This window comes from Pedobacter nototheniae (assembly GCF_004335085.1).
Classification (GTDB): Bacteria; Bacteroidota; Bacteroidia; order Sphingobacteriales; family Sphingobacteriaceae; genus Pedobacter; species Pedobacter nototheniae.
The window spans coordinates 61,269-75,286 of record NZ_RQRS01000003.1 but is presented as its reverse complement, the minus strand read 5'-3'; the positions used below and the strand labels follow the sequence as shown (position 1 = coordinate 75,286).

Genomic DNA, 14,018 nt, shown 5'->3' with positions numbered 1-14,018 from the left:
GCAAAAAAATTTATTTTTTGAGTACTGTATTTTGCTTGAAATATTATTGAAGAATCTCCTGAGGATTATTGAAAAGAATAAGAGATTTTGTAAGAAAAAAAGAGCCTCCTATCGGAATCGAACCAATGACCTACTGATTACAAGTCAGTTGCTCTACCAGCTGAGCTAAGGAGGCTTTTAATTTTCTGCAATGATAGAAAAAAAACTTCTTTTTTAAAACTCAAATTTAAAATTTTTACGCCCCTATTATTACTCAATAAACGCAGTTAACCTACTTTAAAGCGCTAAATAATTGAATATCAATTTTATTTAATAAGGCGACTTGTATAAAATTTCAAGTTTTTAAATAAAAGAATTGCTTCTAATTTTTGGCACACTCCATCTCCTCATTTTTAAACCAAACCTTTTTCAGCTGCTTTTCTGTTGCCCTTACCCCCATTTTGTGGAGAAACTCCACACATTTGTTTTAGGCGCTAAAAATATAAAATACTGAAAATTAAACATTTAAATAAAAAATGCTGCTTTGGCATCATTATGTAACCTTAGCAAGTATTGTTACACATATAAATTTTAAAAATCATACTATGAAAAAGTTCATTTTATCAGCAGCATTAGCTGTAGCAGGATTAACAGCAGTACAGGCAAGTGAAGTTAAAGATTTTAAAACTACTGCAATTGTAGCAGTTCAAGATAGCGTTACTAAAACTCCAGTTAAATTAGAAGAGCTACCTGAGCCAGTTACAACCGCATTAAAAGGTGATGCCTATAAAGGTTGGACAGCTACTGAAGCTTGGCTAGTAAAAGATGGAACAGCGGAATATTATTTAATTAACGTTAAAAAAGAAGCTGAAACAGGTTCAGTTAAAATTGACAAAGACGGAAAACCAGTTCAATAAACTAAATATCATCTATTTATTAAATAAAGTCGGGTAAAACCGGCTTTATTCTAACAAAAATTAATTATTCACAGCTCTTTAAAAGAGAGCAATAAAAAAATAAAGTTATGAAAAAGTTCATTTTATCAGCAGCATTAGCTGTAGCAGGATTTACAGCAGTACAAGCAAGTGAAGTTAAAGATTTTAAAACTACTGCAATTGTTGCAGTTCAAGATAGCGTTACCAAAACTCCAGTTAAATTGGAAGAATTACCTGAGCCAGTTACAACTGCCTTAAAAGGTGATACTTATAAAGGATGGACGCCTACTGAAGCTTGGTTAGCTAAAGAAGGAACTAAAGAATATTACATCATCAATGTTAAAAAAGAGGCTGAAACAGGTTCAGTTAAAATTGACAAAGATGGTAAGCCAGTACAATAACCCTTAAATATTACATCTACCTTAATAACAAAAGCCGGATTTTATCTGGCTTTTGTTATTTTTGTATATGGCGAGAATCCTGATTTTAGAAGACGATACAACTTTTGCTCAATTATTAGAAGGTTTTTTAATTAAAAACAAGCATGAGATTACACTTGTAACTCACATCCGTCAATCATTTAAATTGATTGAAAATCAGGAATTCGATTTACTATTAATCGATTACCGCCTACCTGATGGAACTGGCTTTGAGGTTTTAACGCATACCAGAGATCTTGGTTTATCTATTCCCATTATTATTATGACCAGTTTTAACGATGTTAGAACTGCTGTAAAATCCATTCAGCTTGGTGCTTTTGATTACATTACCAAACCGGTAAACCCCGACGAACTTTTAATGGTGATTAAAAATTCCTTATTAAAAAAAGAGGGCAAAACCACCGAACAGAAAGATACGGACACCGATTTTATTAAAGGTAAAAGCGCAATAGCGGATAAATTATATGAGCATATTAATTTGGTAGCTCCAACAGATATGTCTGTAATTATCCAAGGCGAAAGTGGAACTGGAAAAGAATATGCAGCCCGAACCTTGCATAAACAAAGCAAAAGAGCCAATAAACCTTTTATTGCGATAGATTGTGGTGCCTTATCAAAAGATTTGGCCGCTAGCGAACTTTTCGGGCACGTTAAAGGTGCTTTTACTGGCGCTTTAAATGATAAAAAAGGTCAGTTTGAGGCTGCTGATGGCGGCACTTTATTTTTGGATGAAGTTGGTAACCTGAGTTATGAGGTGCAAATTAAATTGCTACGTGCGCTACAAGAAAGAGTTATACAGCCCCTTGGCAGCACTAAGCAAATTCCTGTTAATGTTAGAATTATAACGGCTACAAATGATGATTTAGCCAACAGCATGCAACAGGGCGAATTTAGAGAAGATTTATACCACCGTTTAAACGAATTTAAAATACAGCTGCCAGCTTTAAGAGACCGTGGTGGCGATTTAGAATTATTTATAAATCATTTTGTACAACTATCTAACCGAGATTTAGGTAGAAATGTAAAAAGCATTTCGGCCGATGCCAAAGCTTTATTATTACAATACGATTGGCCCGGAAACTTACGTGAGTTAAGCAATGTAGTTAAAAGAATGGTATTGCTAAGCCCTGGAGAAGTTGCCCAAATTGAAGCTTTGCCAGATGAAATGATGATTTCCATCAATCAGCAAGCACCTAAAAACAGTTCTTCAGATTTAAAAGCAGTTAATGAATCTAATGAGAAAGCTTTAATTACCGAAACGCTGATTAAAGTGAAACATAACAAATCCAAAGCTGCAAAACTTTTAAATATCGATAGAAAGACTTTATATAGCAAAATGGAACGCTACGGTATTGAATAGTAATTTATGCCAGAAGTGTAATTTTAACGGTAGCTAAACAGAAACCTGATCCATTTTTTCTATAAAATTAATTAGGTTTTCAAGTTTTTTAAGTTCCAGTGAAACATTATGCCTATTTTCTGTAGTTAATCCGTTGCCATCAATTTCAATTTCCAAATTTCTAAATGCAGCGGCTAATGTTTTGGCACCCATTTGTGCAGTTCTTCCCGCAAGGCGATGCACCAGCAAACGGCTTTTTTCTGCATCATTTTCATTCACAGATTCTTTTAGCTCAACTGTATCCGTTCTACAATCCAATTTAAATCTATTCAATATTTTATCCAGCAATTGCTGATCTCCAAAAGTCATTTTCTCAATAGAAGAAAAGTCAAACTCTGGTTGCTCCGCTAAAATTTCAGTCCTTTCAAAAATGGAGAGCAAATCAACCATACGGAAAGGCTTCATAATCAACCCATCAAAACCTTCGCTTAATACAATTGCTCTTTCCTCCGGCAAAACCTGAGCTGTAATGGCAAAAAACTTAACATCTACAGGCAATTTCTTCTTTAAAATATGGCAAAGTTCAATACCCGACATTTCAGGCATGCGCATATCTATTAAAACATATTTTAAATTTTCATTCGGTTCTTCACCCAGAATACCCGCAACTTGATTGAAACTTTTAAAAGGAATTTTATTCTTTTCAAAAATCAAACTACACAAATCTAAAATTAGCTTATCATCATCAATAACCCACACTTCGCCAGGTTTTACAATAGCATAATGTTCCAAATCAAGCGCATCATTTACTTTTTCGTCGGTATATTCATATTTAAGGTAAATATTAAAAGATGTTCCAACGCTTGGTTTACTTTTCACATAAATCCTTCCACCTTGGTTTTCGATAAGAGATTTAACAATTGTTAAGCCTAAGCCTGTTCCTGTTTGATTAATTAAATGTTTTTCGGGTGTTTCTATCTGCTCAAACTCTTTAAATATTTTATTAATATCGGTTTCGGCAAAACCTATGCCCGTATCCTTTATAGTGAAATTAAAGTTTAAATCATTTTCTTGTCGTTTGCAGGATGCCATGAGCGTAATTTCGCCCTTCAACGTGAATTTTACTGCGTTGCCTAATAAATTAAAAAGAATTTGCTTCAATCGGAATGCGTCTCCTCTTACAAATTCAATTCCTGATAAATCTAAATCTACAATTAAGGCAAGTGATTTCTGTTCTGCCAATGGGCGCATAACTGAAACCACTTCATCAAGAACCTTTTTCACATCAAAAACCTGATTATTAAAGCTAAATTCGCCTGATATAATCCGGTTATAATCTAAAACCTCATTTACAATCTGCAATAAATGAATGGACGATTGGTAAATGGCATTTACATCTTTTTTACTCGGCGAATTTTGTTGGGCAATCAGCTCTGCATAGCCTAAAATAGATTGCAAAGGCGTTCGTATTTCATGACTCATATTAGAAAGAAAACGCTGTTTTGCCTTACCATGATATTCTGCTTCATCCTTAGCGGCCTCAAGCTCTTTTCTATATTTGTTACTTTTGGTAATATCGGATAATATTAAGTACAGCAAAATCACAGTCAATAAAAAAAATGCGATTAAAATAGTTGTAATTTGAGTAATACCATCGTTTACAACTTCTTTGGCCTGTATTCCGTTTAAATCTACTTGTGCAACGGCTTCGCCCTCTACTTCACGCAAAATTTGAAGCATTTGAGCCGTTAATGCATTACTAGCACTCGATAAATCGGCTTCTTTCTTTAAAAATTTCTGGCTTTTTTGTCGTTGTTCGTGTTCAATATTTTTCAAAGAACCCGTCATGCTTTTCATAATGCTATCCTCGGCCTTTGCATTTAGAGTATCTCGTTTTACTTTAAATTCTTCATTAATAATTTTGTAAACATCAGCCTTTTTCTTGCCAAAAAGCTTACTTAAAAAGCCTCTTGATTTTGCTTCTTCATCTGGCGCAACAGTTGTGGTTGATGTTGTAGTCTCGGTGGTAAGAACGGCACTATCTGTTTGCATTGATCTTTTAGTAACCAGCTCATTTAGTTTCTGCACCTCATCAGAAAATGATTTCGTATTTACCAGTGTTTCTCTAACCTTTAAATAGTTTACAAACTGTTTATCACGATCTAACAACAAACTTTTTATTGATTTAATCCTCGCTAGCTGCGCAGAATCGCCAACGTATAGTTTACGAAGGGTATCCAAACTGGATCTTAATCTTCTTGATTCTCTTAAAAAACTATAATCACCTTGCTTATTAAAAGCTTCATCGCGTTGCAGCTGATCCAACCGGGCTATTTTATGCGATAAATCATTAACAATTCTCAATCGATCATTTGGTGCAGAAATTTCTTCAACGGTATTTAACATGCGTGTAAAAGCGAATTTACTGATTCCCCAAGCCAGCAGTAGTGCCAAACAAGCAAATAGGAACCCTAAAATTACCTTACTTTTTACCGCCCTGAAAAAACGCTTTTGAATTACAGCCGCCATTTAAATTCTGATTGTGCACCCTTTACAGTATTTATTAACGATAGTTTTGAAGAAAAAGGATGTGCTTATAGTTCGCAAATAACGTACCACATAGTTTTTATAAACTTCCTACCCAAACATTTTTAGAAAAGCTCATCATATATTATGTCCGCAGAAGTAAATTTTATTGATGGATTAATTGTTTAATTTTACCCCCTCAGCTTAACAAACATTATGAACCGTATCGACCGTCTTTTTGGGATTTTAACACTGTTACAATCAAAAAAGTACATTACTGCCGATAAAATTTCGGAACGTTTCAATATGAGTGTTCGTACCGTTTACCGTGATATTAAAGCGCTCCAGGAACAAGGAATCCCGGTTAGTTTTGAGCAGCATAAAGGCTATTTTCTTGTGCAGGGTTATTTTTTACCACCAGTTTCTTTCAATATGGAAGAGGCAAATGCTTTATTACTGGTAGAAAGTTTGGTTTCTGGCTTTGCAGATCGATCTATTAATGAGCATTATGCAACTGCATTAACTAAAGTAAAGGCTGTTTTAAAGGCCAGTCAGAAAGAAAAGTTAGAAAGTTTAAATCAGCATATTAAACTTCAGATTCCTGAACGGATGACTTTCAATTTTGAATATATTTCTCTAATTCAGCACGCCATTTCAGAAAAAAACCTGATTGAAATCGATTACAAAAATGTAAAGGAAGAGGTGAGTAAGCGTGAGGTAGAACCGATTGGCTTAATTTTTTATGCTTTTAGCTGGCACCTTATTGCTTGGTGCCATGTTCGTAACCAATACCGTGATTTTAATCTTACCCGAATTATTTGCCTCAAAAATTTAGGAATGCCTTTTAAGAAACCCGAACACATGCCGTTGAGCGAATATATGAAGGTACTTCCTGTAAATTATTAAATTTATTTTCATCTTATTTTTTAGACTGCCATAGGGTTGTCACTCGCTCCTATTTTCTTTGTTAAACATTAATAAATGAATAAAAACAAAACGAAAATATGGACATTATTAAATTATTATTGACCGAATTAGAGGCAGAATCTAAAACAACTAAAAAGTTTTTAGCCTTGGTACCTACTGAGAAATTTGATTGGGCTCCCCATGAAAAAAGCATGAAAATGAAATCTCTTGCTTCTCATATTGCCGAATTATCAACCTGGATTACGCTAGTTTTAACCACTGATGGGTTGGATTTTGCAACAACACCTTATGAAGAGGCTAAGGTTGAAAATAATGAGGACTTAATTGCTCTTTTTGAAAAAAGCTATGAAGATGGAAAATCACATCTAGAAAAAGCTTCCGATTCAAATTTCAATAAATCATGGATTTTAAGGCATGGCGAGCAAATACTGGCTGATGTTACAAAATACGAAATGATCCGTCAGGTTTTTAGCCAAATTACACATCACAGGGCACAACTTGGAGTTTATTTGCGCTTGCTAAACATCCCAATTCCTGGAAGTTATGGCCCAAGTGCTGACGATCCATCATTTTAATTAAAAAACTGAAGGCACAAACAACATGTAGATGTAAAATCTATTCTGCATGTAATTTGTGTCTTCTCCCTTTACAATTGCTTTGTTACTTTTAGCAAATGAAAACCATTTTTGCAATTTGTGGCAGCACCAAAGCAACCTCAACCAACAAGCAATATATTAAAGCAGTAGCTAAATTACTTCCCGCTGGTTTTAAAATCGAGATACTTTCCTCAATTGCCGACATTCCACATTTTAATCCTGATTTAGATTTGGAGCCTTTTCCGCAAAGCATAACAGATTTAAGAACCAAAATTGAACAGGCACCAGGCATTTTAATCTGCACACCAGAATATGCAATGGGTTTACCGGGCTCTTTAAAAAATCTATTGGATTGGACAGTTAGCAGTGCATCTTTCTCTAAAAAACCTGTCCTTGCCATTGTAGCATCATCGCAAGGCGAAAAAGCATTTCAATCCTTACAGGATATTTTAACAGTTATAGAGGCCGAAGTATTTCCACAATTAATTTCTTTCGCTAAAACTAAAATAAACGATCAGTTTAACCTAACTGATGCAGCTACCTTAGAAATACTTAATACTCAAATTGCCCTTTTTGTTGAAGCGGTAAAGATAACTAACAACTAAAAACAATTTATTTCCGTAAAATTGCAGCATGAATAACTCTTCTGCAACCCGTTTAAATAAATTCATTAGCGAAAGTGGATTATGCTCCCGTCGTGAAGCAGATAAATTTATTGAGCGTGGAAGTGTGTTTATTAATGGCAAAAAGGCCAAAATTGGAGATCAGGTTTTTGCAGGAGATCGTGTAATGGTTAACGGGCATAACATTGAGCCCAAAGAAGAAGAAAACTTTGTATTGTTAGCTTTTAACAAACCCGTAGGCATCACCAGTACAACAGAATCCAACGTGAAAGATAATATTGTTGATTATGTAAACCATAGCGAACGTATTTTTCCTATTGGCCGTTTAGATAAAGATTCATCTGGATTAATTTTCCTAACCAATAATGGTGATATTGTCAACAAAATTTTAAGAGCTGGCAATAAGCACGAAAAAGAATATATAGTTTCTGTCAACAAGCCCATTACAGAAGATTTTATTAACGGAATGGCAAATGGAGTGCCTATTTTAGGTGTAAATACCCGTAAATGTAAGGTGAAACAAATTAGCACCTTTGTTTTTAACATCACGTTAATTCAGGGTTTAAATAGGCAAATTCGTCGTATGTGTGAGCACTTTGGCTATGAAGTAACCAAATTGGAACGCATTAGGATTATGAACATTAATTTAAAAGGTATTCCTTTGGGCGAATGGAGAGAATTTAATCCTGAGGAGATGGAAAGTATAATGAAAATGATTGAAAAATCGTCTTCAGCAGAAAGCGTTACCAAAGCTAAAAAGCCAGCCAAGAAAAAAGGAAACTCTTGGGAAGAAATTCCTGAATTAAAGCAAGAGCAACCTAAAAAATCTTTCCGTCCTTCTAAACCTGCTCCACATAAAAGTGGCGCCAAAAAATCTTCAGGAAATTCCACAAAACCTACTGGAAAAGGAAACTCCAATAGCAGAAATTCCAGACCGGCAAAGGGCAAACCAACAGGCAAACCGAATTCACGCAATAAAAGGTAGCCATGCAAAGTACCTTAATTTACATTAATACAATAATATTTCTGTTTTTATCCGCTTTACATTTTTATTGGGTATTTGGCGGTAAATGGGCAGCAGAAAAAGTAATCCCAACATCTTTAGAAGGTAAGTGCATGCTTAATCCAAGTAAATTATCTACTTCAATTGTAGCCTTGGTTTTATTATTTTTTGCACTTACTATTTATTTACAAAATCATTTGATCTCTTTTTCCATTCCAGTTCAATATTTAAAATACATGGTTTTCTTTATTGCTGGTATATTTTTATTAAGGTCAGTTGGTGATTTTAAGTACGTTGGCTTTTTTAAAAAGGTGCATGATACTGTTTTCGCCAAAAACGATAGCAAAATTTATAGTCCACTTTGCCTTTACTTAGCGTTAAGTTGTTTAACAATTGTAATCTTACACACTGCATAACAACACATTAGCTTTCAATCTTTCGGCTTACACCTTTTTTAAGTATCTTTGCGGCAAATGGTAACAGCAAAAAAAACCGATATCCGTGCATTAGATCTGCCGCAACTGCAACAGCATTTTACTGCTATGCAACAACCCGCGTATAGGGCTAAACAGGTGTATCAATGGCTTTGGGAAAAATCGGCAACGAGTTTTGAGGATATGAGCAATCTATCAAAAGATTTGCGCAAAGCTTTAGACGAAAGTTTCGCCATTAATGCTGTACAAGTTAATAATTCGCAATTTAGTAACGATCATACCATTAAAAATACCTTCCGTTTAGCAGATGGAAACATTGTTGAAGGCGTTTTAATTCCTTTGGAAGATAGAATGACTGCCTGCGTAAGTTCTCAGGTAGGCTGCAGTTTAACATGTAAATTCTGTGCTACTGGTTATATGGATCGCAAACGCAACTTAAATGCTGATGAGATTTATGATCAAGTTGTTTTAATTGATAAGCAAGCTAAGCAAAATTACAATAACCCATTAACCAATATTGTGTATATGGGTATGGGCGAGCCTTTATTAAATTATGCCAATGTTTTAAAATCTATCGAACGCATTACTGCTCCTGATGGATTAAACATGAGCTATAAACGCATTACGGTTTCTACAGCTGGAATTGCTAAAATGATTAAAAAACTTGGAGATGATGGCGCAAAATTTAACCTTGCCCTTTCCCTTCATGCTGCTGATGATAAAAAGCGTAATGAAATTATGCCTATTAACGAAGCAAACTCATTAAAAGCATTGGCTGATGCGCTTAAATATTATTTCGCTAAAACTAAAAATCCTGTAACGTACGAATACATTGTTTTCAATCACTTTAACGATGAGATTTCTGATGCGATGGATTTAGCAAAATTCTGTAAACACATTCCTTGTAAAGTTAATCTGATTGAATATAATCCAATTTCCTTTGCTGATTTTACAAACGCTGAGGGTGATAAAATTGATGCTTTTGCAAATTATTTGAAAGGTCAGGGGATTACCACCAACATTCGCCGCAGCAGAGGTAAGGATATTGATGCAGCCTGTGGACAACTAGCCGTAAAAGAAGAAGCTAAAAATTAAATTTCACTTCCCCTTATTAGTTTATTACCCGAAAAACATTCGTTTATATCGAAGTGTTATGACTATTTTTTTCTTAATTTAGAAATAAGAAATTAAACGCAAAGGATATTAACGCCCAAATATGTTTTATCTCAGGCATAAATAATGTTGCCAAAATTGCTTATTTCCTAATAAATGAATTAAAAAGAAAGCTTGGATTAACCGCCAAAAGTGATGAAAAAATTTTTGCCAATTATCGTCCTACTAGTAATCATGTTAGGCTACGGTTACTATGAACTGGTGCTAAAAAATAAAATTAATGGCTCCACACTTATTGATAACCCTACAAATGAAGCCATAAGTGTATCAATTGATGGTAAGCTATATCAAATTCCGGCTGCACAGTTTTTAAAGGTAGAATTAACAGAAGGCGATCATAAATTAACTTGCGAAAAATACAATTTAAAAGATCAGAAATTAATATTGGATCCAACGATGTATGGCGTAATTAATCCAACCAAATCTAAATATGTTATTTACAACATCATTTACACCGAAAAAGACCTCAAATCAAAATTCAAACCCTATCAAGTAGAAGGTCGCGAAATTTATTCTTTGTTAGGCGCACCAGAGGTTACTACAGATTTATTTATTCCTGATAGAACTTTAGGAAAGGGTAATATAGACGATAAAGAACCATCCATAGAAAGCTACAATAGCATGAATCAGGATTATTCCTTCTTAACCAAAATTTTTAGGCTGAATGATTTTTTCGAGTTTTATGATAAAAACAATAAATAATAGGATCAGTTTAAAATCACGATTCTTCTGCCTTAAAACCTTATTAATTATTATTTTTTCGATAAGCTTTATTGCCAGCCATGCAAACATGGCTAAACCTTATAATGAAGGTTCAGAACACTCAATGCTTCTTTTTAATAAGGAAATTAAAGTAACTAAAGAGTTTATTAAAATTAATATATTAAGAGATACAACCAACGGATACAATTACTATTCAGCGCATTACGCTATTTTCTACGAGATTAACGCAAGTAAAAATCAATCTCTCCCACTATTATTTATTGCCATAAATCTAGAAAGTAATCCTATTATTAAACTGAACGGCAAAATTGTTAAAATTGAAGACCTTAAAAAAAATTATGGCAAAGATCCATTAGAACAATATTCTTTTATAAAGCCTTATGAAAAAAATCAAGTCCGCATTTTTTATAAAAAAGATGAATCTCAAATTGTTAGCCTTGATGATTTAGTTTACTTCAATGCCAATCTTATTTCAGGCAAAAACCTTATCACTGTAGAATATAATGCGGCTTTAGGAAGCAATAATTTTGGTTTTGTTAGAGATTTTGATCTGGAATACGCACTATTCCCTTCAAAATATTGGAAATCTTTTGGTCCGATTCAAATAGAACTTAACTTACCCGAGGAATTAAGAATGCGGTCTTCTTCTCTACCTAATCCAAAGCGAAATGAAAATAAATACTCGTGGACTTTAAACCAGATTCCTGATGAAGATCTTAAAATTTCATTAAACCCAAAGTTACCTTTCTTTACCAAAATACTTCTAACGATTGATCCTTTAGGTATTGCTCTAATTTTTACTTTAGCCACTGCTTTTTTTCATTACAAGCAGATAAAAAACCACAGGCAATCGTTAAAAAAGAAATATAATTGGGCCTTAGCAATCGGAATATTCCTTGTCCCTGTTCTGTTTTACACCGTTTACTTTTCTTCATTTTCGCTAATAGATTGGATACTTGGCGACATTTCGTTAAATAAACATGGCTATATATTCCTCTTCATTTTCACGCTACCAATATTTTGGATTATTTATGGACTAATTCTTTGGGCTATTGATATTTGGCTAAAAAATAAATACAATTCGAAACCAGAATTAATTGTTTAGCTTAGCCTAAACGCTCCAAAAATGATTACTGCAAAACGATGGCTTGATGATTTAATCGGACTTTTATTTCCGCACTTATGCAATGCCTGTGGTAATCCGCTCGTTCATAGCGAAAACCAAATCTGCATTAAGTGCCTTTACGATTTACCTTTTACTGATTACCACATTCACGCAGAAAACCGTGTTGCCCGGCAGCTTTGGGGTAGAGTGCCTCTGCACGCAGCAATGGCGATGCTCTATTTTAAAAAAGGAGCTAAAGTTCAAAATTTAATCCACAATTTAAAGTATAACAGCAAAACTGAAGTGGGCATTATTTTAGGAAACTTGCTAGGAGAAAGGTTAAAATCCAGCCCCATTTATCAGGATGTAGATTTAATTATTCCCGTTCCCTTACATCGTAAAAAAATTCGTTTAAGAGGATATAACCAATGTACATTTATCGCGGAAGGTATATCTCAAACAATGAATATCTCGTTTACAGAAAATGCGTTATTAAGAAATGTAGCAACAGAAAGTCAAACAAAAAAAGGACGTTATTCCCGTTACGAAAATATGCTTGAGGTTTTTAGCATTAGCAACCCAAAAGATATTTTGAATAAACATGTTTTACTAATTGATGATGTAATTACAACCGGGGCAACTTTAGAAGCTTGTGCCAATATTTTATTAACAAATGGTGCAGCCAAAGTAAGTATTGCAGCTATAGCCTTTGCTGATTAATAACTCATGGCATAATTGTTCTCTTCCGCAATTTTATCTAAGTTTGATTTATGCGTTTGTTAATTTGTAGCTTGTTAATTATTTCAACTTTTATTCTGGCTTGCCGGAAAGATGAACGCATTACTTCTGATCCAAATGCCAGGTTAAGCTTTTCAAAGGATACCGTTCTTTTTGATACCGTTTTTACTTCAATTGGCTCTACAACATCTAGAATTAAAATTTTTAATCGAAACAGTGATGCCTTAAACATTTCTGAAATTAAACTTGCCGGAGGAACGAATTCTCCATTCAAAATCAATATTAACGGCGAAAACACTTCACTAAAAATGAATCTAGTAATTAATGGTAAAGATTCTTTAAATCTTTTCATTAAGGTAACTATTAATCCAAACGCAACGAACTTACCCTTTTTGGTTCAGGATTCTATAATTTTAAATACTAACGGAAACCGAAAAGTAATACAGCTTTTAGCCTATGGACAAAATGCAGTTTTTATTAATAATGGGGTTATAAATACAAATACGACTTGGACAAATACTTTGCCTTATGTTGTAAATGATGTACTTACTATTAAAAACGGTGCAACTCTGAATATCGCTCCAGGTACTAAAATTTTCTTTCATAAAGATAGCAGAATGAATGTAGAGGGCTTTTTAAATGCTTCAGGCACTTTAAATGAACCAATTCTTTTTTGCAGTGATAGGTTGGAAGATATTTACAATGATGAACCAGGCCAATGGAGTGGTTTATACCTGAAAGCGAATGGTAATGGCTTAATTAAAAACGCAATTATTAAAAATGCCTCTGTTGGTATTACTTCAGATTCTTTATCAGGAAATTCAAGCCCAAAACTAATTATTACCAATAGCATTATTAAAAACATGCAAGTGGCTGCCTACATAGGTTATCATTCTGAATTAATTGCGTTTAATAACCTGATATATAATTGCGGTAATTATATTATTTATGGCATTGGTGGCGGAAACTACAATTTAAAACAAAACACTTTCGCAGGGTATAACCCAACTTTACCACGGAAAACGGCTGCATTAACTTTTTCCGATTATTTATCGGCTTCGGTTTACAATAAAATGCAAATAAACTTAACGAATAATATTATTTGGGGAAGTTTAGTGAACGAAATTGATATTCAACAAAAATCAAAAACGATTATACAGACAAACATTGCTAATAACCTAATTAAAACGAGTACAACCAGCTTTGGTTCAAATGCCAACATATTAAACAATGATCCGCTTTTTGTCAACCCAAAAAATAATAATTTCCTATTATCAAATTCTAGTCCTGCCTCAAAAAAGGGTATTAACTTAACTTCTGATTCTTATTTTAATCTTCACCTAAACAAAGACATACTGGATAAAGCAAGAATTTTTCCCTCATCTTTAGGCTGTTACGAGAATTATTAACTTTTTTCAATTTTTAAAAAACTATTTCTGCCAAATTACGTTTATATATTCGAGAGCGTTAATTTAGA

General features: G+C 33.8%; 14 protein-coding genes and 1 tRNA gene. 13 read left to right on the top strand and 2 right to left on the bottom strand.

Going from position 1 to position 14,018, the window contains the following annotated elements; genetic code table 11:
* Window positions 1-102: 102 nt before the first annotated feature.
* Window positions 103-175 (bottom strand) — tRNA-Thr (locus EHC72_RS03860).
* 409 nt (window positions 176-584) lie between these two features.
* Between EHC72_RS03860 and EHC72_RS03855 the strand changes: the two genes are divergently transcribed.
* The 3 genes from EHC72_RS03855 (at window position 585) to EHC72_RS03845 (ending at window position 2,714) form a co-directional block, all read left to right on the top strand.
* A complete protein-coding gene (locus tag EHC72_RS03855) occupies window positions 585-896 on the top strand; it encodes a hypothetical protein (protein ID WP_131536305.1) in 312 nt (103 codons plus the stop codon).
* A 107-nt stretch (window positions 897-1,003) separates the two neighbouring features.
* Window positions 1,004-1,315 (top strand): hypothetical protein, encoded by a 312-nt coding sequence (locus tag EHC72_RS03850; RefSeq protein WP_131536304.1) that lies wholly within the window; start codon window positions 1,004-1,006, stop codon window positions 1,313-1,315.
* Between the two features lie 67 nt (window positions 1,316-1,382).
* Window positions 1,383-2,714, top strand: coding sequence for a sigma-54-dependent transcriptional regulator (locus tag EHC72_RS03845; RefSeq protein ID WP_131536303.1), 1,332 nt, complete (start codon window positions 1,383-1,385; stop codon window positions 2,712-2,714).
* Window positions 2,715-2,747: 33 nt separating this feature from the next.
* On the opposite strand, the gene EHC72_RS03840 is transcribed toward EHC72_RS03845, so the two are convergent.
* The gene (locus tag EHC72_RS03840; protein WP_131536302.1) at window positions 2,748-5,222 is read right to left on the bottom strand and encodes a hybrid sensor histidine kinase/response regulator; all 2,475 of its coding nucleotides are present in this window, start codon (window positions 5,220-5,222) and stop codon (window positions 2,748-2,750) included.
* Window positions 5,223-5,435: 213 nt separating this feature from the next.
* Here EHC72_RS03840 and EHC72_RS03835 point away from each other — a divergent pair, with 213 nt between their 5' ends.
* From EHC72_RS03835 to EHC72_RS03790, 10 genes are all read left to right on the top strand, one after another.
* Window positions 5,436-6,125 (top strand): helix-turn-helix transcriptional regulator, encoded by a 690-nt coding sequence (locus tag EHC72_RS03835; protein WP_131536301.1) that lies wholly within the window; start codon window positions 5,436-5,438, stop codon window positions 6,123-6,125.
* 98 nt (window positions 6,126-6,223) lie between these two features.
* Complete coding sequence (locus EHC72_RS03830) at window positions 6,224-6,721, top strand: DinB family protein (protein ID WP_131536300.1); 498 nt, start codon at window positions 6,224-6,226, stop codon at window positions 6,719-6,721.
* Between the two features lie 98 nt (window positions 6,722-6,819).
* Window positions 6,820-7,347, top strand: coding sequence for an NADPH-dependent FMN reductase (locus tag EHC72_RS03825; protein WP_131536299.1), 528 nt, complete (start codon window positions 6,820-6,822; stop codon window positions 7,345-7,347).
* Between the two features lie 28 nt (window positions 7,348-7,375).
* Window positions 7,376-8,350 (top strand): 23S rRNA pseudouridine(2604) synthase RluF, encoded by a 975-nt coding sequence (gene rluF / locus EHC72_RS03820; protein WP_131536297.1) that lies wholly within the window; start codon window positions 7,376-7,378, stop codon window positions 8,348-8,350.
* 2 nt (window positions 8,351-8,352) lie between these two features.
* Entirely contained in the window at window positions 8,353-8,784 is a 432-nt protein-coding gene (locus tag EHC72_RS03815; RefSeq protein WP_131536295.1) for a DUF3995 domain-containing protein, read from the top strand.
* A 57-nt stretch (window positions 8,785-8,841) separates the two neighbouring features.
* Complete coding sequence (gene rlmN, locus EHC72_RS03810) at window positions 8,842-9,897, top strand: 23S rRNA (adenine(2503)-C(2))-methyltransferase RlmN (RefSeq protein WP_131536293.1); 1,056 nt, start codon at window positions 8,842-8,844, stop codon at window positions 9,895-9,897.
* 213 nt (window positions 9,898-10,110) lie between these two features.
* Window positions 10,111-10,677, top strand: a complete 567-nt coding sequence (locus EHC72_RS03805; RefSeq protein ID WP_131536291.1) for a hypothetical protein — start codon at window positions 10,111-10,113, stop codon at window positions 10,675-10,677.
* A gap of 88 nt (window positions 10,678-10,765) precedes the next feature.
* On the top strand, window positions 10,766-11,803 hold the full coding sequence (locus EHC72_RS03800) for a hypothetical protein (protein ID WP_131536289.1): 1,038 nt from the start codon (window positions 10,766-10,768) through the stop codon (window positions 11,801-11,803).
* A gap of 21 nt (window positions 11,804-11,824) precedes the next feature.
* On the top strand, window positions 11,825-12,523 hold the full coding sequence (locus EHC72_RS03795) for a ComF family protein (RefSeq protein WP_131536287.1): 699 nt from the start codon (window positions 11,825-11,827) through the stop codon (window positions 12,521-12,523).
* 50 nt (window positions 12,524-12,573) lie between these two features.
* Window positions 12,574-13,950 carry a hypothetical protein gene (locus tag EHC72_RS03790; protein WP_131536285.1) on the top strand — a complete coding sequence of 459 codons (1,377 nt, stop codon included), beginning with the start codon at window positions 12,574-12,576 and terminating at the stop codon, window positions 13,948-13,950.
* Window positions 13,951-14,018 lie beyond the last annotated feature (68 nt).